The organism is Actinacidiphila sp. bgisy145 (assembly GCF_057708125.1).
The window spans coordinates 127,322-146,737 of record NZ_JBYIRL010000008.1; the positions used below are offsets into that span (position 1 = coordinate 127,322).

The window sequence follows — 19,416 nt, forward strand, 5'->3', positions numbered from 1 at the left end:
GGTCGACTCTACCCGGCAGGTGCGGTTTCACCGAGGAATCCGCAGGGCAGATCAGACGTAGAACCGGGGCAACGGGTGATCGTCGCGCATGTGAAGCAGTTGGGACAAAGAGGCGAGGGGCGGGCAGCAGGGCCGGAGGGATCAGGCCTCCGGGGAACTACGAAGGGACGCCGCACGGGCGTCCCTTGAAGTGCCGTGACCGCGTACTGCCGCGACGGCGCCGACCAGCGGCGCCGCTGCGGACCGGCATGGGCGAGCCAGGCATGGGTAAGTCAGGGCAGCCCCGGGAAGCAGGCTGCCGAGGGGACGACGGGGACGGGAGTCCCTGGCCGCCGTCCGGCGACATCGGTGTGGGGGAAGGCCCCGCCACCCGCCGGATCAGGCGAGCGCGGGCTCCGCGCGAGTGACGTCGATGCTGCTGAGCAGCGACTCTTCACGCGATGCGACAGCCAGTGCGTCGTTCTCCGCCTGCATGCGGACGAGCTCGGACTCCAGGTCCTGAACGCGCTGCTGAAGCCTTCGCATCTCGGCGAGGAGTCGCGGGTCGGGGCCGCCGACGTAACCGAGAAGCGCCTTTGCCATGATGAATGGTCCTCCACGCTGAGTGACCGACCGGGGCGGGTGGGTCGTGGTTGAGGGGGGTCGCTCCCGCGCGACTGCCGAAATCGAGGCTGCCGTGCATTCATCGGTGCCACGATGCGCGGGGCTTCCAGCGTCTCACCAAAACGGGGACCGGTCAACACGATCACAGCCCAGCCGTCGGGTCCGCCTCGGAATACACGGCGCCGACCTGCGCCGCGGGCTGCCCGCGTGGTCATCCGCGAGGTCTGACGATCATCCTCGCCCGGGGGCAGCCTGACACGCCGATCGCCGGAAGGCAACGGGTTGTGGTCATCGGATCTCGAAACCCTCGTATCCGCCGCGGGTGACCCCCCAGATTTCGGTCACCCCGTCCACCCGCCCGGGCGTGTCGCCGTGCCGCAGCCACTCCAGCAGCCGCTCGCACCGCTCGAAGCCGCCTTCCGCGACCACCTGCACCCGCCCGTCGGCGAGATTGCCCGCGTAGCCGTCCAGGCCGCCGATCTCCAACGCGGTCGCCCGGGTCCACCAGCGGAAGCCGACGCCCTGCACACGGCCGCGCACCCACGCGGTGAGCCGGACCTCTTCATTCATACCGGCACGCTATCCCGTCCGCCGCCGCGGGCCCGCCCGAGCGCCGCGGCCCGGCCGGTCCGGCCGCCTGACCACGCAGCCTCGTCCGACCCACCCCGCATTCGCTACAGTCCCCCCTCAACAGCTTCACCCGTTCGGAGTAATTCAGGCGAGCAGTGCGAGCAGTGAGGAGTGCGGCGATGGGGCGTCACAGCCGACATGCCGAGCCCGCGGCCCCGCAGCCGGGGCCGCGCAGCCACCGCGGCCCGCGCAGGCACCACCCGGTACGGACCGGGCTGCTGGCGTCGTCGGCGGCGCTCGCGGTGGGCGCGGTCGCCGCGTCCTCCGGGCTGCTGGCGGACCTCGACGGCGAGCTGCGCCACCTCGACGGCGACGGCGCCAGCACCCAGGCGGATGGGACCGGGCCCACCGGCACCGGCTCGCCCTCGTCCCTGGCCGGCACCAACACGCCCTCGTCCGACGGCGCCACCACCTCCGCGTCCGGCGCGCCCACCGCGACCGCGACCAGGAGCGCGCCCGCGGCCACGGCCCGCGCCGCCACGCCGTCCCGCACGGCCACCACCAAGGCCGCCGCGCCCTCCCCCACCCGCACCACCGCCGCGCCCACCACCCCGGTGCGGACCACCGCCCCGAAGACCGCCGCGCCCACCACCGCGGCCACGGCCACCACCGACGCGGTCACCTCCGCCCGGGCCCAGATCCTCACCCTGGTCAACGCGCAGCGCGCCACCGCCGGCTGCCGGCCGCTCACCGCGAGCTCCGCCCTGGACACCCTCGCGCAGGACTTCAGCGACGACATGGCCGCCCGCGGCTTCTTCGACCACACCGACCCGGACGGCAACGACCCCTGGGACCGGGCGAAGAAGCTCGGCATCACCGACCTCGGCGGCGAGAACATCGCCATGGGCCAGGCCGACGCCCAGGCCGTGATGACCGCCTGGATGAACAGCCCCGGCCACCGCGCCAACATTCTCGACTGCGACTACAAGACCCTCGGCGTCGGCATCCACTTCGGCACCGGCGGCCCCTGGTGGACCCAGGACTTCGGCTACTGACCGGCCGCGGTTCGGACGCTACGCTGGGCTCATGAGCCAGGTCACGGAGCAGGTGGACGCGTTCGACGTGTTCTCGCGGGACTGCCCGTCACGGCCGACCCTGGAGCACGTCACCGGGCGCTGGGGCATCCTGACGCTGTCGGCGCTCGCCGAGGACACCCTGCGCTTCAACGCGCTGCGGCGCCGGGTGGACGGCGTGAGCGAGAAGATGCTCTCCCAGACGCTCCAGGCGCTGGAGCGCGACGGTCTGGTGATCCGCGACGCGCAGCCGGTCGCCCCGCCGCACGTGGAGTACCGGCTCACCCCGCTCGGTCAGGAGACCGCGACCCGGCTGCTTGACCTGATCCACCTGGTCGAGGGCCGGATGCCGGAGGTGCTGGCGGCCCGCGGACGCTACGACGAGGCGCGCGGCGCCGGCTGGCAGCGCGGGCAGAAGTAGCTGGAGCGGTTCATCCACGCCCGGCGCCGGATCGGGGTGCCGCAGCGGCGGCAGGGCTCGTCCTCGCGGCCGTAGGCGTCCAGCGAGCGGGCGAAGTACCCCGACTCGCCGTTCACGTTGACGTACATGCTGTCGAAGCTGGTGCCGCCGGCGGCCAGCGCGTCGCCCATCACCTCCCGCACGTGGGTGAGGAGTTCGGCGGTGCGCGGGCGGGTCAGCGCGGTGGTCGGGCGGTCGTAGTGCAGCCGGGTGCGCCACAGCGTCTCGTCGGCGTAGATGTTGCCGACCCCGCTGATCAGGGTCTGGTCCAGCAGCGCCCGCTTGATCGTGGTCCGCTTGCGGCGCAGCGCCGCGTGGAAGGCGTCGTCGTCGAAGGCCGGGTCGAGCGGGTCGCGGGCGATGTGCGCCAGCGGCTGCGGCAACTGCTCGGGGTCGCCGGGGACCGTGTCGTGCAGGGAGAGCCCGCCGAAGGTGCGCTGGTCGACGAAGCGGAGGTCGGTGCCCTCGGTGTCGTCGAAGGTGAGGCGGACCCGCAGGTGCTTCTCGGCGCTCGCCTCCTGCGGGCGGATCAGGAACTGGCCGCTCATGCCGAGGTGGGCGACCATCGCGGTGCCTTCCCCGACCGGCAGCCACAGGTACTTGCCGCGGCGGTGCGGGGCGGCGAGGGTGGCGCCGGTGAGGCGGTGGGTGAAGTCGTCCGGGCCGGCGGGGTGGCGGCGTACGGCACGGGGGTGCAGGACCTCGGCCGCGGCGATCGTCCGGTCGGCGGCCCACTTGGCGAGGCCGCGGCGGACTACCTCGACTTCCGGGAGTTCTGGCACGGTGGGGTCCTGACGGCCGGGCGGGATGGTTGCTTCGCCGGGTGCCGGGCCGCTCCAGGAAACGCCGGGCGGGCCGACGGTTCGGTCGGCGCGCCCGGCGTTCGGGAGGGGCTCAGCCCGCCGGCTGTGAGGTGGACGCTTCGCGGATGGAGCGCCAGGCTGCTTCCGCCGCCTGCTGCTCCGCCTCCTTCTTGCTGCGGCCGGTGCCGGTGCCGTACTCGACACCACCGACGCGGGCGGCAGCCGTGAAGGTCTTCTCGTGGTCGGGGCCGGACTCGGAGACGACGTACTCGGGGACGCCGAGCCCTTCGGCGGCGGTGAGCTCCTGGAGCGAGGTCTTCCAGTCCAGGCCGGCGCCGAGGTTGGAGGACTCCTCGATCAGCGGGTCGAAGAGCCGGTGGACGAGTGCCGAAGCCGCGTCGAGGCCCTGGTCGAGATAGACCGCGCCGATGACCGCTTCGAGGGTGTCCGCGAGGATCGATGCCTTGTCCCGCCCGCCGGTTCCCTCTTCACCGCGGCCGAGCCGGATGAACGCGCCCAGGTCGAGCCCGCGGCTGACCCCGGCCAGAGCCCGCGAGTTGACCACCGCGGCCCTGAGCTTGGCCAGTTGGCCCTCGGGCAGGTCGGGGTGGGTGCGGTAGAGGGTGTCGGTGACCACCAGGCCGAGCACGGAGTCCCCGAGGAACTCCAGCCGCTCGTTGGTGGGCAGCCCGCCGTTCTCGTACGCGTACGAGCGGTGGGTGAGCGCACGCACCAGAAGGGCGGGCTCGAGGTGGTACCCGAGCCGCCCTTCCAGAAGCGTGTGGGACGAGGCTTTGTCCGCGGCGGCCTTCTTCGACACCGGGGTGTCGGGCGTGGAGGACGTTGAGGACACTGGGCCTGTCACCTGCCGATCAGACCTCGAGGACCTGACGGCGGTTGTAGGTGCCGCAGCTCGGGCACGCGATGTGCTGGAGCTTCGGCTCGTGGCAGCGCTCGCAGGCCACCAGGCTCACGGGCGCAGCCTTCCACTGCGAACGGCGGTGGCGCGTGTTGCTGCGCGACATCTTCCGCTTCGGAACAGCCACGGCTACTTCTCCTGGTTCTCGTCGGCACCGTCTCCGGTGCCGTTCTGCTGGAAGTCCTGCAAGGCGGCCCAACGGATGTCGGTCGCCTCGTGGTGGTGGTCGGGATCGTCCGCGAGCCGCACCCCGCACTGGGGGCACAGACCCGGGCAGTCCTCCCGGCACACCGGCTGCATGGGCAGTGCGAGCACCACCGCGTCCCGCAGCACGGGTTCGAGGTCGAACAGGTCGTCCTCGAGGTACAGCTCGTCCTCCTCGGAGGCCGCGGCGTCGTCACCGGCTTCGTCCCTGCGGGCGGTCCGGGTGTCGGCGTCGGGGTAGGAGAACATCTCCTGGAACTCCGCGTCGAGCTCGCGCTCCAGCGGCTCCAGGCACCTGATGCACTCCCCTGTCACCGGCGCATGGGCGGTGCCGGTGACCAGCACGCCTTCCATGACCGACTCCAGGCGGAGCTCCAGCTCGACGTCGGCGCCCTCCGGCACCCCGATGACCTCGGCGATACCGAGGTCGACGGGCGCGGAGACCGTGCGGGAGACCTTCTTCATCGCACCAGGACGCCGACCCAGCTCGTGTGTGTCGAACACGAGGGGGTTGCGGTGGTCGAGGCGGGTGTTCAGGGCTTCCTGCTTTCATCGGTACGGCCTACAGCGTTACGCCCGCGTCCGCGCGGTCCCCCTGGAGGGCCCTGGTGGACGGGCAGGCCGAAGCGCCGGTGCGTGACACGGCTGGAGCCCACAGGATACTTGACAGTGCGCCCGGGCCCAAACGCCGGCGGTCGCCGCAGGGGCGGCGGCCGCCCGACGCCGGGGCCGAGGGCGAGGTCAGAGGCCCTGTTCCAGCTCCCGGAGCCGGTTCAGGTCGATCATGCCGGTGTCGAAGAAGCTGGTCTCGTCCAGCGCCGCGGGCTGCGTCCCGGGCTGCTGGCCGTACCCCGGCCCCTGCTGCTGGTACGGGATCTGCGGCTGCCCGCCGTACTGCTGGTCGTAGCCGCCGGCCGGGTCCACCGGAGCGGCGGCCTGGTAGTCGTACCCCTGCTGCGGGCTGCCGTACGGGTCGTAGCCGGCCGGCGCGTACTCCTGCTGCTGGGGCGGCAGGGGCTGCGGGTAGCCGCCGGGCTGGGCCTGCTGGGCGTAGACGTCCTGCTGCGGGTAGCCGTAGGCGGGGTCCGCCTCGTAGGCCGGGTCGGCCTCGTAGCCCTGCTGCTGCTCGGGCTGCTGCGGCGCGGCGGCCGCGGCGGCCGGGGTGTAGCCGTACTGCGACAGGTCGGCCTGGTTGTCGGCGGCCGGCGCGGCCAGGCCCGCCATGAACTCGTCGTCGGACTGCCGGTGCCGCACCTCGCCGCTGCCGTCGGCCGCGTCGGCGGCGGCGATCTGCGCGGCGAGGTCGTCGATCGGGTTGTGCCCGGTGAGCTTGAGCCGGCCGCGGCCGACCGCTTCGAGGGTCTTGCTGAGCACCGCCTCGAAGGCGCGCATCTTGGTGTCGACGTACTCGTCCGCGCGGCGGCGCAGCGTCTCCGGGTCGGTGCTGCGCTCGGGGGCGTCGGGGTCGTCCTCGGCGTAGCCCTGGCCGTCCTCGGCGTACGGGTCGCGGCCGAGCAGCTTCTCGCGGCCGCGGTCCACCGAGCCGATGGTCTTGGTGAGGACCACCTCGAAGTTGGCGAGCTTGCTGTCCACGTAGTCGTCCGCCTCGGCGCGGATCTCGTCGGCCTCGCGGCGCGCCTCGGCCAGGATGCGGTCGGCCTCGTCCTGGGACTGCCGGGCGATCTGGGTGTCCGAGACCATCGAGCCGCGCTCGGCGTGTGCGGACTCGATGATCCGCTGCGCCTCGGCGCGGGCCTGCTCCACCATCTGCTCGCGGTCGCCCAGGAGTTCCTGGGCCTGGGCCAGCGAGTCCGGGAGCGCCGCGGCGACCTCTTCGAGCATCGCGAGCAGGTCGGCCCGGTTCACCACGCAGGAGGCCGACATCGGCATGGACCGGGCTGCGCTGACGGTCGCCGTGATCTCATCGAGCTTCTTCTGGACGTCCACAGCGGCAAAGCCTACTGCTGCCGGAGCCGCGCGGTCAGCGCCCGGAGGACCGGTGGCGGGACCAAGTGGGAGATGTCACCGCCCCATTGGGCGACTTCCTTGACGAGGCTGGAGGACAGGAAGCTGTACTCGGGGTTGGTGGGCACGAAGAGCGTCTCCACGCCGGACAGGCCGATGTTCATCTGGGCCATCTGCAGTTCGTAGTCGAAGTCGCTGACCGCGCGCAGCCCCTTGACGATGGCGGGGATCTCGCGCTGCTTGCAGAAGTCGACGAGCAGGCCGTGGAAGGACTCCACCCGGACGTTGCCGAGTTCCGCGGTGACCTCCTCGATCAGCGCGATCCGCTCGCCGATGTCGAACAGGCCCTGCTTGGACTTGTTGATCATCACGGCGACGTGGACGGTGTCGTACAGCCGGGACGCGCGGGCGATGATGTCGAGGTGTCCGTTGGTGATGGGGTCGAAGGACCCCGGACAGACTGCGCGGCGCAAGAGTGGCTCCTCGCTCTCCGTAGCGGTGACGCTCGGGCTGCGGTTCATGGCGGGTTCATGACTCGCCGGTAACTTCGGCGGCGCGACCGTACCAAAAAGTCGCCTCCCCGTAGGTACGCGAGCGCACCCCGGCGAAGCCGTCGGGCCACTCGAAGGCACCGCCGCGCGTCCTGCGTTCCACGGTGACCAGTGCGTCGGCGGTCAACCAGCCGTTGGCCGCGAGTGTGAGGAGGATCTCCCGCAGCTCGGGGTCCGGCACGTCATAGGGCGGGTCGAGGAAGACCGTGTCGTACGGCGGGCCCGGCGGCGGTCCGGCCACCGCCTTCTCCGCCCGGGCCGGGCGCACCTCGGCGCCGGGCAGCCGCACCGTGGCGGTGTTCTCCCGGACCACCCTGGCGGCCCGCGGGTCGGCCTCCACCAGCAGGACGTGCGCCGCGCCGCGGGAGAGCGCCTCCAGGCCGACCGCGCCCGAGCCCGCGTACAGGTCCAGCACCCTGGCCCCCGCCAGCGGGCCGCGCAGCGACTCCCAGGTGGAGAAGAGCGCTTCCTTGGCCCGGTCCGAGGTGGGGCGGGTGCCGTTGCCCGGGGGGACGGCGAGCCGGCGGCCGCCGGCCGCCCCGGCGATCACGCGGGTCATGACTTGCTCACGGCCCCGACCCTACCGGGCGCCCGGGCCCGCCACGGCGTCAGCCCTTGTCGAGGTACTCCTCGCGGTCGGCGTCCAGCAGGCTCTCCAGCGCGCTGCGCAGATCGGGGTGGGCGGCCAGTTCGGGGTCGGCGGCGACCAGCGCGGTGGCCTCGTCGCGGGCCGCCGCGATCACGTCCTCGTCGTCGATGACGGCGAGCACCCGCAGGCTGGAGCGGCTGCCGGACTGGGCCTGGCCGAGCACGTCGCCCTCCCGGCGCTGCTCCAGATCGATCCGGGACAGCTCGAAGCCGTCCAGGGTGCGGGCGACCGCGTCCAGCCGGGTCCTGGCCGGACTGGCCTCATGCGCCTCGGAGACCAGCAGGCACAGCCCGGCGGCGCTGCCCCGGCCCACCCGGCCGCGCAGCTGGTGGAGCTGGGAGACGCCGAACCGGTCGGCGTCCATGATCACCATCGCGGTGGCGTTCGGCACGTTGACCCCCACCTCGATGACGGTGGTCGCGACCAGCACGTCCACGTCGCCGGCGGCGAACCGGCGCATCACGTCGTCCTTGGCGTCGGGGGCCATCCTGCCGTGCAGCGCCTCCACCCGCAGACCGGCCAGCGGGCCCTTGCCCAGCTGGTCGGCGACCTCCAGCACGGCCAGCGGGGGGCGGCGCTCGGCGTCGTCCGGGCCGGGGCCGTCCTTCGGCCCGGCGGCGCCGCCCTTCTTCCCGGCCGGCTTGGCGGCCGCCTTCGCGTCCTCCTCGTCGCCGATCCGCGGGCAGACCACGTACGCCTGGTGGCCCGCCTCGACCTCCTCGCGGACCCGCTCCCACGCCCGCGCCAGGAAGTGCGGCTTCTCGGCCGCCGGCACCACATGGGTGGCGATCGGGGAGCGCCCGGCGGGCAGCTGGTCGAGCACCGAGGTCTCCAGGTCGCCGAAGACCGTCATCGCGACCGTGCGCGGGATCGGGGTCGCCGTCATCACCAGCAGGTGCGGCGGCTGCGCGGCCTTGGCGCGCAGCGCGTCGCGCTGCTCCACCCCGAAGCGGTGCTGCTCGTCCACCACCACCAGGCCCAGGTCGCGGAACTTCACCTTGTCCTCGATCAGGGCGTGGGTGCCGATCACGATGCCCGCGTCCCCGCTGACCAGGTCCAGCAGCGCGGTACGGCGGGCCGCCGCCCCCATGGAACCGGTCAGCAGCACCACCTTGGTGCCCAGTTCGGAGCCGCCGAGCATGCCGGACTCCGCGAGGTCGCCCATCATCTCGGTGACCGACCGGTGGTGCTGCTGGGCGAGCACCTCGGTCGGCGCGAGCATCGCCGCCTGGCCGCCGGTGTCCACCACCCCGAGCATCGCGCGCAGCGCCACCATGGTCTTGCCGGAGCCGACCTCGCCCTGGAGCAGCCGGTGCATGGGGTGCTCCGTCGCCAGGTCCGCGAAGATCTCCGCGGAGACCGCCCGCTGGCCCTCGGTGAGGGTGAACGGCAGCCGCCGGTCGAACGCCGCCAGCAGCCCGTCCCCGCCCGGCACCCTCGGCAGCGCGGGCAGCGCCGACTCGTCGGCCCGGCGCCTGGCCAGCGCGACCTGGAGGACGAACGCCTCGTCCCACTTCAGCCGCTGCCGCGCCACCTCGATGTCCCGCTTCGACCGCGGCCGGTGCACCTTCTCCAGCGCCTCGGGCAACCCCACCAGGTCGCGCCCGGCCCGCAGTTCCGCCGGCAGCGGCTCCCCGACCCCGGCCCAGCCGATCGCGCCCAGCGAGTCGATCGCGGTGTCCACCGCCTGCGCGATGCGCCAGGACGTGATCTGCTTCACCGCCGGGTACAGCGGGATCAGCCGGTTCGCGAACGCGTCGGCCGCGTCCTTCGCGTCCGGGCCCTCGTCCGCACCCGCGTCGAGCAACTGGTAGTCCGGGTGCGCGAGTTGGCGCGTGCGGTTGAAGACCGAGACCTTCCCGGAGAACATGCCGCGCCGGCCCGGGATCAGCCGGTGGGCGTGCGCGTGCGCCGCCTTGCTGAAGAACACCAGGGTCAGCGAGCCGCTGCCGTCGGTCACCACGACCTCCAGCCGCACCCCCGAGCCGCGCCCGTACGTCCGCTTGTCCGCCTTCGCGATCTGCGCGACCACCGTGACGTACTCGTCCACCGGGAGGTCGGCCAGCCGCGTCAGCTCGCCGCGCTCCGCGTACCGCCGCGGATAGTGGTGGAGCAGGTCCCCGGTCGTGTGCAGCCCGAGATGCTCGCCGAGCACCTTGGCCGTACGGTCACCGACGAGCTTGCGCAGCGGGTCGTCCAACGGATTACCAGTCATCCCCGCCTATCCTGCCCCACCGCACCGACAACCCCGCTCAGGCGGGGGCCGAACGTTCACGGGGGCGGGTCCGTCCGCCGGTGCGGGTGCTGACCTTCCCCCCGGCCCACCCGTGGGGTGCCGACCTTCCCCCCGGCCAGCCCGTGGTAGCCGGTGAGCCGAAGGGGGCGCCGGTGTCGAAAGGGAGAACACGCGGAGGTTCGCGAGGAACGAGCGAACCGAGCATGATCGACCTCCCCCAGAGCTTCGCCTGGGAGGTACCCCCACACCGGGTTAAAGCCCCCGGAGGCGAACCGGCGGCAAAAAAGGGGCTTGAGCGGGTGCCGCCGCGTAAGAACGGCTCGCACGTAACGGTGCCGACACGTAAGAACGGCTCACCGGCTACCACGGGCCGGCCGGGGGGAGGGTGGGTGCCCAGTCCGGGTCCCCTACTCCACGCCGATGAGGAGGGGGGTGGAGGTGTCGCCGCCTTCGTAGGTGACCGTGTCGACGGCGAGGTGGTGGTCGTGGACGTGGGCGCGGAGGCGGTCGGCGAGGTCCGGCGGAGCCGTGGAGCCGAGGATGAGGGTGACGAGTTCGCCGCCGCCGGTCAGCATGCGTTCGAGGGTGCCGACGGCGGTCTCCGCGAGGTCGGTGCCGATGACGGCGACGTCGTCGTCGATGAGCCCGAGGACGTCGCCGGCCTGGCAGATGCCCGCGGTGGTCCAGGACTGGTGCTCGGCGACGGCGAGTTCGGCGTAGCGGGTGGCGCCGGCGGCCGCGGTCATGGCGACCACGTCCTCGTCGAAGCGGCGGCCCGGCTCGTGGACGGCGAGGGCGGCCAGCCCCTGGACGGCCGAGCGGGTGGGGATGAGGGCGACCCGTACGCCGTCGCCCCGGGCCTGTTCCGCGGCCGCGCCGGCGGTGTGCCGCAGTTCGGCGTCGTTGGGCAGCAGGACGACCTCGCGGGCGTGGGCGCGGCGCACCGCGGCGGCGATCTCACCGCTGGCGGGCCGCTCGCCGGGGCGCAGGGCGACCACCGTCGCGCCGGCCTGGCCGTAGAGCGCGGCGAGGCCGTCGCCGCGGACGAGGGCGACGACTGCGCGTACCGCCCGCTCGCCGCGGGAGCGCCGGGCCTGGTCGCCGAAGTGCGTGACCCTGATCCGGTAGGGCCGCCCGGCGTCGATGGCGGCTTCGACCGCGGCGCCGACGTCGTCCACGTGCACGTGGACGTTCCACAGGCCGTCGCCGCCGACCACGACCAGGGAGTCGCCGAGGGCGTCGAGCCGGGTACGCAGGGTCGCCACGGCGGCGTCGGCCGCCTCCAGCAGGAAGATCAGCTCGAACGCGGGGCCGTCCGGCCCGAACTGCCCGGTCTCGGCGCACGGCTCGGGGGCGGGCGGGACGGCCTGCGCGGGCGGGGCGGCGGTGGCCGCCGCGGTGGACGCGGCGGCGGGGGGCTCACCGGTGACGACCTCGCAGAGCACCGCGAGCAGGGCGACCAGGCCGAGGCCGCCGGCGTCGACCACGCCGGCCCGGCGCAGCGTGTCGAGTTGGGCGGGGGTGGCGGCCAGCGCGGCCGACGCGGCGGCGTGGGCGGCGCGGGCGACCTCGGCGGGGCTGCCGCCCGCGGCGCGGGCCGCGTCGGCCGCGCGGGTGGCCACGGTGAGCATGGTGCCCTCGACGGGCCGGGCGACGGCGTCGTATCCGGCGGCGGCGGCCGCCGCGAGCGCGCGGCGCAGGTCGTCCGCGCAGATCCGCCCGTCGGGCCCGGTGGGCGCGGCGAGCGCGCCGTGCATGCCGCGCAGCAGCTGGGCGAGGATGGTGCCGGAGTTGCCGCGGGCGCCGATGAGGGCGCCGTGCGCCAGGGCGCGGAAGGCCTCGGCGAAGGTCGGCACGGCCTCCTCGGCGCCGCCGCCCGCCGTGTGCGCGTCGAAGACCGCCTCGACGGCCTGGGCGGCCGATTCCACGGTGAGGTAGAGGTTGGTGCCGGTGTCCCCGTCGGCGACCGGGTAGACGTTGATCGCGTCGATCTCCTCGCGGGCCCTGCCCAGCGCCCGGAGCGAGAGCCGGCACCAGGAACGCACCGCGGCCGCGTCGGGCGTGGGGGGCAACAGGTCCTCCTTGCGGGGCACCGGACCCGTGGTGTTCGGCCGGACGTTCCGGTTGTTCGGCCGCCGCGGGGCTCGGGGGGCTGCTGGTGAGCGTACTGCCGGGCGGCGCCGCGGCAGGGGCCGAGCACCCGGCGGCGGGCGGGCGGATGCCCGGACCGTGGTAGTTTCGCGGTACGGGAGCGGTCGTTGTATGCTGCTCCGGTTGCCTGGGGTTCTCCCGGGTTTTCTCACCGTAAATGCATCTGAGCATCTGAAGTCTTTGGAGTGACCCGTGGCTGCTAACTGCGACGTCTGCGGCAAGGGGCCGGGCTTCGGCAACAGCATCTCCCACTCGCACCGCCGTACCCCGCGCCGTTGGAACCCCAACATCCAGCGCGTGCGTGCGGTGGTCGGGAAGACGCCGAAGCGCCTCAACGTCTGCACCTCGTGCATCAAGGCCGGCAAGGTCACGCGCTGACCGCAGCGCAGTCCTGGGTGGCCACCTGAAGCCGATCCACCTCGCGGTGGATCGGCTTTTCAGTGTGCCCGCGCGCGCCAGCCGTGGTCGACCGGGCCGATGCCCGCGCCGAGCGGGAAGCCGGCCGCGAGGGCGCCCCTGACGTACTCCTTGGCGCGGCCGACCGCGGTGGGCACGTCGTCGCCGAGGGCGAGGTAGGAGGCGAGGGCGCTCGCCAGGGTGCAACCGGTGCCGTGGGTGTGGCGGTTGCCGTGCCTCGGGGCGCGGTACCAGTGCTCCGCGCGGCCGTCGGAGAGCAGGTCCACCGCCTGCTCGGTGTCGGGCAGGTGGCCGCCCTTGACCAGCACCCAGCGCGGGCCGTGGCCGAGCACCGCGCGGGCCGCGGCGCGCATCCCCTCCTCGTCGGTGACCACGATCCCGGTGAGCCAGGTCACTTCGTCGAGGTTCGGGGTGGCCACGGTGGCCAGGGGCAGCAGCCGGGTGCGGACCACCTCGACGGCCTCCGCGCGCAGCAGCGCGTCACCGTGCTTGGAGACGGCGACCGGGTCGACCACCACGGGTACGGCCGGGTCGAGGCCGGCCAGCAGGTCGGCGACGGTGGCGGCGGTCGCCGCGGAGGAGAGCATGCCGGTCTTGACCGCCTGCACCCCGATGTCGTCGACGACCGCGCGGAACTGCGCGCGGACCGCCTCGGCGGGCAGTTCCCAAGCGCCGTGCACGCCCAGCGAGTTCTGCGCGGTGACCGCGGTGAGCACGCTCATGCCGTGCACCCCGAGCGCGAGCATCGCCTTCAGGTCGGCCTGGATGCCCGCGCCGCCGCCGGAGTCGGACCCGGCGACGGTGAGCACCCGCGGCGGCGCCGGATGGGGCGCGGCCGCGGGGTCCACCGGGTCCACCGAGTCCACCGGGTCAACTGCGGGGTCCGCCGCCGGGTCGTACGCGGTGCCCGCCGCGGGCTCGTCCGTCCTCACTCCCCCGGCCCGAAGTGGTCCCATCCGGCGGCCTTGTCCCACGGCGCGCCGTCGACGGTGACCCGCGGGGTGCGGCCGGCCGGCGCGGTGACGTCGCCGATGATCCGCCAGCGGGCCGGGAGTTTCACGTCGCGCGGGAAGGCGGCCACGATGGCGTGGTCCTCGCCGCCGGTGAGCACCCAGTGCAGCGGGTCCACGCCGACGGCCTGGCCGATGTCCGTCATCTGCGCGGGGATGTCGATGGCCGCGGATCGCAGGTCGATGTCCACGCCGCTGGCGGCGGCGATGTGGCCGAGGTCGGCGACCAGGCCGTCGCTGACGTCGGTCATGGCGGTGGCGCCGAGTTCGGCGGCGGCCGGGCCGGCGTGGTAGGGCGGTTCGGGCCGGCGGTGCGCCTCGACGAAGGCGCGCGGCGAGCGGAAGCCGCGGGAGAGCACCGCGAGTCCGGCCGCGGACCAGCCGAGCCAGCCGGTGACGGCGACCAGGTTGCCGGCGCGGGCCCCGCCGCGGGTGACGGCGGCCCGGCTGCGCAGGTCGCCGAGGGCGGTGATGGAGACGGTGATGGTGTCGCCGCGCACCACGTCGCCGCCGACCACCGCGGCGCCCGCCACCTGGCACTCGTCCCGGATGCCGTCCATCAGCTCCACCGGCCAGGTCACGCGCAGGTCGGCGGGCACCACGAGGGCGAGGAGCACCGCGGTCGGCACCGCGCCCATGGCCGCGATGTCGGCGAGGTTCTGCGCGGCGGCCTTGCGGCCGACGTCGTAGGCGGTGGACCAGTCGCGGCGGAAGTGCCGTCCTTCGAGGAGCACGTCGGTGGTGGCCACCACCCGGCGGTCGGGCGCGGCGACCACCGCGGCGTCGTCGCCGGGGCCGATCTGCACCGCGGGGGTGGAGGTGAGGCGGGAGGTGAGTTCCCTGATGAGCCCGAACTCCCCCAGCTCGCCCACAGTCCCCTTCATAGTGTCGTCCCCTCGGTTGTCGGCCGGCGTCCGTGCCCCGGTCCGTTCCACTGCGTTATTCCCGTCAATACAAGGGTCTGGTACCGCGCGGGTCTCCCCGCTGCGCGCGGCGACGCGATAACGTGGCGTCTCCCCTCCCACATGATCCTCGAAGCCGCCCTGGAGGTTCCGTGGTACAGGCGTACATCCTGATCCAGACCGAGGTCGGGAAGTCCTCGGCAGTAGCGGAGGTGATCTCCAAGATCGACGGCGTGATCCAGGCGGAGGACGTCACAGGTCCCTATGACGTCATCGTCCGCGCACAGGCGGAGACGGTCGACGAACTCGGCCGCATGGTGGTGGCCAAGGTCCAGCAGGCCGAAGGCATCACCCGCACACTGACGTGTCCGGTCGTCCATATATAGTCCCCGCCGCTCAAGCCCCCGACGAGCCCCTGGTGCAGGGCTCCTCCCCGCTGTTCCTTATGCTTTCCCGGTGATGTTCCACCGCCGGGTCGTGCTGGTCTCCGTGTCCGCCGCCGCGTGCCTGTCCGCGGCGGCGGTCTACGTGTTCACCGCCTCCGGTAGCGACGACGAGTCCGTCGCCGTACCGGTTCCGAGCGCGGAGGCGGCGGGCTACTGCCGAGCGCTGCACGCGCAGTTGCCGAAGAAGATCGACGGCATGCCCGGGCGCGCGCTCAAGCCGGCGTCCGAGCTCACCGCCGGCTGGGGAGATCCTACGATCGTGCTGCGCTGCGGGGTACCGCGGCCGGCGAACGACGACGACGTGAACACCCCCGGCGCCGAGGTGGGCGGGGTCTCCTGGTCCTGGCAGCAGGACCCGGACGGCAGCGCGCGGCTGACCACGACGCTGCGCAAGGCGTACGTGGAGCTGCTGCTGCCGGCCAGGTACGCCCACGACGCGACGCCGCTGGCGGAGTTGGCGCCCGCCGTGAAGGCGACCATCCCCGCCGGCCTGTGACACGGCGCGGCGGGGACGGCTTCGGCGGCGTTGCGGGCGTACCGGGCCTCGCGGGTTTCGCGGGCTGACCGGCCCGGCGGCGCAGGGGGTCAGCGCAGGCCGGTGGAGCGGCGCAGCGCCGCCTGGATGAGCAGGTCGATCAGCTCGGTGTAGCCGACGCCGCTCTCCTGCCACATCCGCGGGTACATCGAGATCGGGGTGAAGCCCGGCATGGTGTTGATCTCGTTGATCACGAACTCGCCGCTGTCCAGCAGGAAGAAGTCCGCGCGGACCAGGCCCTCGCAGGACGCGGCCTCGAACGCCTCGACGGCCAGGCGCTGGACGCGCTCGGTCTGCTCCGCCGTGAGGGGCGCGGGGACGACGCCCTCGGCGGAGTCGATGTACTTCGCGTCGAAGTCGTAGAAGTCGCTGCTGGCGGCGGGCGGGATCTCGGCGGGCGCGGAGGCGCGCGGGCCGTCGGCGAACTCCAGCACGCCGCACTCGATCTCGCGGCCGCTCAGCAGGGACTCGACCAGCACCTTGGGGTCGTGCCGGCGGGCTTCGGCGAGGGCCGCGTCCAGCCCGTCGGGCCCGTCGACCTTGCTGATGCCGATGGACGAGCCGGCCCGGGCCGGCTTGACGAACAGCGGCCAGCCGTGGACCTGCGCGAACTGAAGCACCTTGCGGCGGGCGGCGGCCGGGTCCTGCGCGAACTCGCGCGGGCGGACCACCGTGTACGGGCCGACCTTCAGCCCGAACGAGGTGAAGATCCGCTTCATGTACTCCTTGTCCATGCCCACCGCGGAGGCGAGCACGCCCGCGCCGACGTACGGCACGCCGGACAGCTCCAGCAGGCCCTGGAGGGTGCCGTCCTCACCGTAGGGGCCGTGCAGCAGCGGCAGGACGACGTCGACCTCGCCCAGTGCCTTGGGCACGGCGCCGATCTCGGTGTAGACGACCTCGCGGTTGGCCGGGTCGACCGGCAGCAGCACCGCGCCGTCGTGGTCGGTGACCTGCTCGACGCTGGGCATGCGCCGGTCGGCGATCGCCATCCGCTCGGGTGCGTCGGCGGTCAGCGCCCAACGGCCCTCGGTGGTGATGCCGATCGGCAGGACGTCGTACTTGTCGCGGTCGATGGCGCGCAGCACGCTGGCCGCGGTCACCACGGACACGCCGTGCTCGGAGCTGCGTCCGCCGAACACGACGGCGACGCGCGGCTTTCGGTGGTAGCCCGGCCGCTCGGAGCGCGGGTCCTGGCTCGGGGGCGTTGGCAGGTTGCTCATGTCGCGTTGACCTTACCGTTCGGGTTTCGCGGAACGTGACATCAACTCCTTGACGGCCACGACGGGAGGCTTCCCGTTGTGCACGATGTCGACCACGGTCTCCGTGATCGGCATGTCGACGCCGTGCCTGCGGGCGAGGTCGGCGACGGACTCGCAGGACTTGACGCCCTCGGCGGTCTGGCTGGTGGCGGCGATGGTCTCCGCCAGGCTCATGCCGCGGCCGAGGTTGTGGCCGAAGGTGTTGTTGCGGGACAGCGGGGAGGAGCAGGTGGCGACGAGGTCGCCCATCCCGGCCAGGCCGGCGAAGGTGTACGGGTCCGCGCCCATCGCCAGCCCCAGCCGGGTGGTCTCGGCCAGGCCCCGGGTGATCAGCGACGCCTTGGTGTTGTCGCCCAGGCCCATGCCGCCGGCGATGCCGACCGCGAGCGCGATCACGTTCTTCACCGCGCCGCCCAGTTCGCAGCCGATCACGTCGGTGTTGGTGTAGGGGCGGTAGTAGGCGGTGTGGCAGGCGGTCTGGATACGGCGGGCGACCGCCTCGTCCCGGCAGGCGACGACCGCGGCCGCGGGCTGGCGGGCGGCGATCTCGGCGGCCAGGTTGGGGCCGGTGAGCACCGCGACGCGCTCGGGGTCGACCTTGGCGACCTCCTCGACGACCTCGCTCATCCGCTTCGCGGTGCCGAGTTCGACGCCCTTCATCAGGCTGACCAGGACCGCGTCGCGGCGCAGCAGCGGCGCCCAGTCGGCGAGGTTGGCGCGCAGCGACTGCGAGGGCACCGCGAGGAAGACGAACTCCGCGCCGGCCGCGGCCTCGGCCGGGTCGGTGGTGGCCGTCACGGTGGCCGGCAGCGTGATCTCGCTGGAGTAGGCGGGGTTGACCCGGGTGGTGTTGATGGCGGCGGTGATGTCGGGCCGGCGGCCCCACAGCGCGACCTCGCAGCCCGCGTCGGCGAGCACCATCGCGAACGCGGTGCCCCAGGACCCGGTGCCGTACACGGCGCAGCGAGCGGTCACGCCGCCCCCTTGCCGTGGCCGCCCTGGCCGCCGCCGGTGCCGGCGCCGCCCGTGCCGTCGGCGGCCGTCGCGTCGTTGTCCTTGTCGGAGGCGGCAGAGGCGGCGGAGGCCGTGGTTGCGGCGGACGCAGTGGCCGCGGCGGGCGCGGCGGCGGATGTGCCGGCGCGCTCCGCGTCCTTGGCCGCCTTGCGCGGGTCGTACAGGCCGTCCGGGGCGGGGATGCCGCGGAGTTCTGCGAGGAGGTGCTTCACATCGGTCATGATGGCCCCGGTCACCTCGCGGAGCACCTCGGCGGTGGGCTCCTTGCCGTGCCAGGCGCTCAGGTCGACCGGCGGCCCGACCAGCACGCGGTGCGTCTTGCGAGGCCAGAAGCTCGGCTTCTTCGCGTACGGCGGCAGGAATTCGTTGCCGCCCCACTGGGCGATCGGGATGACGGGGGCGCGGGTGAGCAGCGCGACGCGGGCGACGCCGGTCTTGCCGACCATCGGCCACTGGTCGGGGTCGCGGGTGAGGGTGCCTTCGGGGTAGAAGGCCACGCACTCGCCCTTGTTGACCGCCTCGACCGCCGAGCGGTACGCGGCCGCCGCGTCGGCGCTGGCGCGCACCACGGGGATCTGCCCGGTGCCGCGCATCACCGCGCCGACGAAGAACGGCTTGAACAGCGACGCCTTCGCCAGGAAGCGCGGAAGGCGACCGGTGTTGTACTGGAAATGCGCGTACAGCAGCGGGTCGAGGTAGGAGTTGTGATTCACCGCCGTGAGGAATCCCCCCTCGGCCGGAATGTTCTCCTTTCCGCGCCAGTCCCGCTTGAAGAGCACGGTGAGCGGGGGCTTGGCGATGGCGGCCGCCAGGCGGTACCAGAAACCGATTCTGCGGCGGGACACCCGGGACTCCTCTTCGTTGCCGTTGGCGCCGCTCAGGGATCGCGGCTACCGAGAGGTTAACGCCAGCGCCCGGCAGCCGAGGGAGCACCTCTGCCACCGGCGGCGGCCGTGCCGGCGGGAGCGGCCGCACAATGGACGGCGTGGATGACGCGAGGTGGTCGCTGGTGGTTCCGCTGAAGCCGCTGGCGGTGGCCAAGAGCCGGCTGGCGGGCGCGGGTGCGGTGCGGCCCGCGCTCGCGCTGGCGTTCGTGCTGGACACGGTGGGTGCCGCGCTGGCGTGCCGGGAGGTGCGGGACGTCACGGTGGTGACCGACGACCTCACCGCGGGGGCGGAACTGGCCGGGCTCGGGGCGTTCGTCGTGGCGGACTCCCCGGCCGCCGGGCTGAACGCGGCGCTGCGGCACGGCGAGGCGGCGGTCAGGTCCCGCAGGCCGCACGCGCCGGTCGCGGCGCTGAACGGCGATCTCCCGGCCCTGCGGCCCGCGGAGCTGGCGGAGGTGCTGCGGGCCGCCGCGGGAGCCTGTGAGCGGGCGTTCCTCGCCGACGCGGCCGGTACGGGGACAACGTTGCTCGCGGCTCCGCCGCGGGTGTCCCTCTCCCCCGGCTTCGGCGGGGCCTCGCGCGCCCGCCATCTCGCGTCCGGCGCCGCCGAGATCACCCTCCCCGCGGCGCCCTCGGTCCGCCAGGACGTCGACACCCCGCAGGACCTCGCGGTGGCGCTGGCGCTGGGCGTGGGCCGGTTCACCGTCGCGGCCGCGGCGGCGCTGACCTTCGAGGGCAGCTGAGACCGGTCCGGGCGGC

The 19,416-nt window shown here is 73.5% G+C and carries 22 protein-coding genes; 6 read left to right on the forward strand and 16 right to left on the reverse strand.

Annotation, left to right across the window (positions count from 1 at the left end; all coding sequences use genetic code 11):
- Nucleotides 1-378: 378 nt before the first annotated feature.
- Together AC3ERT_RS09590 and AC3ERT_RS09595 are read right to left on the reverse strand one after the other, a co-directional pair.
- A complete protein-coding gene (locus AC3ERT_RS09590) occupies nucleotides 379-582 on the reverse strand; it encodes a hypothetical protein (RefSeq protein WP_335981598.1) in 204 nt (67 codons plus the stop codon).
- Between the two features lie 309 nt (nucleotides 583-891).
- Nucleotides 892-1,173, reverse strand: a complete 282-nt coding sequence (locus AC3ERT_RS09595) for an acylphosphatase (RefSeq protein ID WP_335981600.1) — start codon at nucleotides 1,171-1,173, stop codon at nucleotides 892-894.
- Between the two features lie 179 nt (nucleotides 1,174-1,352).
- Between AC3ERT_RS09595 and AC3ERT_RS09600 the strand changes: the two genes are divergently transcribed.
- Nucleotides 1,353-2,228: a CAP domain-containing protein gene (locus tag AC3ERT_RS09600; protein WP_435173627.1), complete on the forward strand. Its 876-nt coding sequence runs from the start codon at nucleotides 1,353-1,355 to the stop codon at nucleotides 2,226-2,228.
- Nucleotides 2,229-2,259: 31 nt separating this feature from the next.
- A complete protein-coding gene (locus AC3ERT_RS09605; protein ID WP_435173629.1) occupies nucleotides 2,260-2,667 on the forward strand; it encodes a winged helix-turn-helix transcriptional regulator in 408 nt (135 codons plus the stop codon).
- Here AC3ERT_RS09605 and mutM read toward each other — a convergent pair.
- The 9 genes from mutM to AC3ERT_RS09650 form a co-directional block, all read right to left on the reverse strand.
- Entirely contained in the window at nucleotides 2,622-3,488 is an 867-nt protein-coding gene (mutM, locus tag AC3ERT_RS09610; protein ID WP_335981605.1) for a bifunctional DNA-formamidopyrimidine glycosylase/DNA-(apurinic or apyrimidinic site) lyase, read from the reverse strand. The genes AC3ERT_RS09605 and mutM overlap by 46 nt on opposite strands.
- A 112-nt stretch (nucleotides 3,489-3,600) precedes the next feature.
- Complete coding sequence (gene rnc, locus AC3ERT_RS09615) at nucleotides 3,601-4,362, reverse strand: ribonuclease III (RefSeq protein ID WP_335981608.1); 762 nt, start codon at nucleotides 4,360-4,362, stop codon at nucleotides 3,601-3,603.
- Between the two features lie 19 nt (nucleotides 4,363-4,381).
- The gene (gene rpmF, locus AC3ERT_RS09620) at nucleotides 4,382-4,555 is read right to left on the reverse strand and encodes a 50S ribosomal protein L32 (RefSeq protein ID WP_069465182.1); all 174 of its coding nucleotides are present in this window, start codon (nucleotides 4,553-4,555) and stop codon (nucleotides 4,382-4,384) included.
- Nucleotides 4,556-4,557: 2 nt separating this feature from the next.
- Nucleotides 4,558-5,169 (reverse strand): YceD family protein, encoded by a 612-nt coding sequence (locus AC3ERT_RS09625; protein ID WP_335981641.1) that lies wholly within the window; start codon nucleotides 5,167-5,169, stop codon nucleotides 4,558-4,560.
- 204 nt (nucleotides 5,170-5,373) lie between these two features.
- Complete coding sequence (locus AC3ERT_RS09630) at nucleotides 5,374-6,579, reverse strand: F0F1 ATP synthase subunit B (protein WP_435173631.1); 1,206 nt, start codon at nucleotides 6,577-6,579, stop codon at nucleotides 5,374-5,376.
- An 11-nt stretch (nucleotides 6,580-6,590) separates the two neighbouring features.
- Nucleotides 6,591-7,070, reverse strand: coding sequence for a pantetheine-phosphate adenylyltransferase (gene coaD, locus AC3ERT_RS09635; protein ID WP_435130813.1), 480 nt, complete (start codon nucleotides 7,068-7,070; stop codon nucleotides 6,591-6,593).
- A gap of 55 nt (nucleotides 7,071-7,125) precedes the next feature.
- Nucleotides 7,126-7,707 (reverse strand): 16S rRNA (guanine(966)-N(2))-methyltransferase RsmD, encoded by a 582-nt coding sequence (gene rsmD / locus AC3ERT_RS09640; protein ID WP_335981617.1) that lies wholly within the window; start codon nucleotides 7,705-7,707, stop codon nucleotides 7,126-7,128.
- A 49-nt stretch (nucleotides 7,708-7,756) separates the two neighbouring features.
- Entirely contained in the window at nucleotides 7,757-10,012 is a 2,256-nt protein-coding gene (gene recG, locus AC3ERT_RS09645; RefSeq protein WP_435173633.1) for an ATP-dependent DNA helicase RecG, read from the reverse strand.
- A gap of 428 nt (nucleotides 10,013-10,440) precedes the next feature.
- Nucleotides 10,441-12,105, reverse strand: a complete 1,665-nt coding sequence (locus AC3ERT_RS09650) for a DAK2 domain-containing protein (RefSeq protein ID WP_435173635.1) — start codon at nucleotides 12,103-12,105, stop codon at nucleotides 10,441-10,443.
- A gap of 271 nt (nucleotides 12,106-12,376) precedes the next feature.
- Here AC3ERT_RS09650 and rpmB point away from each other — a divergent pair, with 271 nt between their 5' ends.
- Nucleotides 12,377-12,562, forward strand: a complete 186-nt coding sequence (gene rpmB / locus AC3ERT_RS09655; protein ID WP_093737864.1) for a 50S ribosomal protein L28 — start codon at nucleotides 12,377-12,379, stop codon at nucleotides 12,560-12,562.
- 59 nt (nucleotides 12,563-12,621) lie between these two features.
- Here the strand turns inward: rpmB and thiD are convergent, their stop codons facing one another.
- Entirely contained in the window at nucleotides 12,622-13,410 is a 789-nt protein-coding gene (gene thiD / locus AC3ERT_RS09660) for a bifunctional hydroxymethylpyrimidine kinase/phosphomethylpyrimidine kinase (RefSeq protein ID WP_435173681.1), read from the reverse strand.
- A 119-nt stretch (nucleotides 13,411-13,529) separates the two neighbouring features.
- A complete protein-coding gene (locus tag AC3ERT_RS09665; protein ID WP_335984322.1) occupies nucleotides 13,530-14,495 on the reverse strand; it encodes a thiamine-phosphate kinase in 966 nt (321 codons plus the stop codon).
- 170 nt (nucleotides 14,496-14,665) lie between these two features.
- Here AC3ERT_RS09665 and AC3ERT_RS09670 point away from each other — a divergent pair, with 170 nt between their 5' ends.
- Together AC3ERT_RS09670 and AC3ERT_RS09675 are read left to right on the forward strand one after the other, a co-directional pair.
- Nucleotides 14,666-14,899: an Lrp/AsnC family transcriptional regulator gene (locus AC3ERT_RS09670; protein WP_202236430.1), complete on the forward strand. Its 234-nt coding sequence runs from the start codon at nucleotides 14,666-14,668 to the stop codon at nucleotides 14,897-14,899.
- A gap of 73 nt (nucleotides 14,900-14,972) precedes the next feature.
- Nucleotides 14,973-15,455, forward strand: coding sequence for a DUF3515 domain-containing protein (locus AC3ERT_RS09675; protein ID WP_335984326.1), 483 nt, complete (start codon nucleotides 14,973-14,975; stop codon nucleotides 15,453-15,455).
- A gap of 89 nt (nucleotides 15,456-15,544) precedes the next feature.
- Here AC3ERT_RS09675 and AC3ERT_RS09680 read toward each other — a convergent pair whose 3' ends face one another.
- Genes AC3ERT_RS09680 through AC3ERT_RS09690 form a run of 3 tightly spaced genes read right to left on the reverse strand, consistent with a single transcriptional unit; the run spans nucleotide 15,545 to nucleotide 18,615 of the window.
- Entirely contained in the window at nucleotides 15,545-16,717 is a 1,173-nt protein-coding gene (locus AC3ERT_RS09680; protein WP_435130804.1) for a D-alanine--D-alanine ligase family protein, read from the reverse strand.
- Between the two features lie 12 nt (nucleotides 16,718-16,729).
- Nucleotides 16,730-17,731 (reverse strand): NAD(P)H-dependent glycerol-3-phosphate dehydrogenase, encoded by a 1,002-nt coding sequence (locus AC3ERT_RS09685; RefSeq protein WP_335984319.1) that lies wholly within the window; start codon nucleotides 17,729-17,731, stop codon nucleotides 16,730-16,732.
- Nucleotides 17,728-18,615 (reverse strand): lysophospholipid acyltransferase family protein, encoded by an 888-nt coding sequence (locus tag AC3ERT_RS09690; protein WP_435173637.1) that lies wholly within the window; start codon nucleotides 18,613-18,615, stop codon nucleotides 17,728-17,730. Before AC3ERT_RS09690 ends, AC3ERT_RS09685 begins: the two co-directional genes overlap by 4 nt.
- Before the next feature lie 131 nt (nucleotides 18,616-18,746).
- Here AC3ERT_RS09690 and cofC point away from each other — a divergent pair, with 131 nt between their 5' ends.
- Nucleotides 18,747-19,400 (forward strand): 2-phospho-L-lactate guanylyltransferase, encoded by a 654-nt coding sequence (cofC, locus tag AC3ERT_RS09695; protein WP_335984315.1) that lies wholly within the window; start codon nucleotides 18,747-18,749, stop codon nucleotides 19,398-19,400.
- Nucleotides 19,401-19,416 lie beyond the last annotated feature (16 nt).

Bases quoted from the DNA above. Each gene is read 5' to 3' on its own strand.
- AC3ERT_RS09665 (WP_335984322.1), bottom strand. From the start codon at position 14,495: ATGAAGGGGACTGTGGGCGAGCTGGGGGAGTTCGGGCTCATCAGGGAA.
- AC3ERT_RS09680 (WP_435130804.1), bottom strand. From the start codon at position 16,717: ATGAGCAACCTGCCAACGCCCCCGAGCCAGGACCCGCGCTCCGAGCGG.
- AC3ERT_RS09600 (WP_435173627.1), top strand. From the start codon at position 1,353: ATGGGGCGTCACAGCCGACATGCCGAGCCCGCGGCCCCGCAGCCGGGG.
- rsmD (WP_335981617.1), bottom strand. From the start codon at position 7,707: ATGACCCGCGTGATCGCCGGGGCGGCCGGCGGCCGCCGGCTCGCCGTC.
- recG (WP_435173633.1), bottom strand. From the start codon at position 10,012: ATGACTGGTAATCCGTTGGACGACCCGCTGCGCAAGCTCGTCGGTGAC.
- AC3ERT_RS09590 (WP_335981598.1), bottom strand. From the start codon at position 582: ATGGCAAAGGCGCTTCTCGGTTACGTCGGCGGCCCCGACCCGCGACTC.
- AC3ERT_RS09595 (WP_335981600.1), bottom strand. From the start codon at position 1,173: ATGAATGAAGAGGTCCGGCTCACCGCGTGGGTGCGCGGCCGTGTGCAG.
- AC3ERT_RS09605 (WP_435173629.1), top strand. From the start codon at position 2,260: ATGAGCCAGGTCACGGAGCAGGTGGACGCGTTCGACGTGTTCTCGCGG.
- AC3ERT_RS09675 (WP_335984326.1), top strand. From the start codon at position 14,973: ATGTTCCACCGCCGGGTCGTGCTGGTCTCCGTGTCCGCCGCCGCGTGC.
- cofC (WP_335984315.1), top strand. From the start codon at position 18,747: ATGGACGGCGTGGATGACGCGAGGTGGTCGCTGGTGGTTCCGCTGAAG.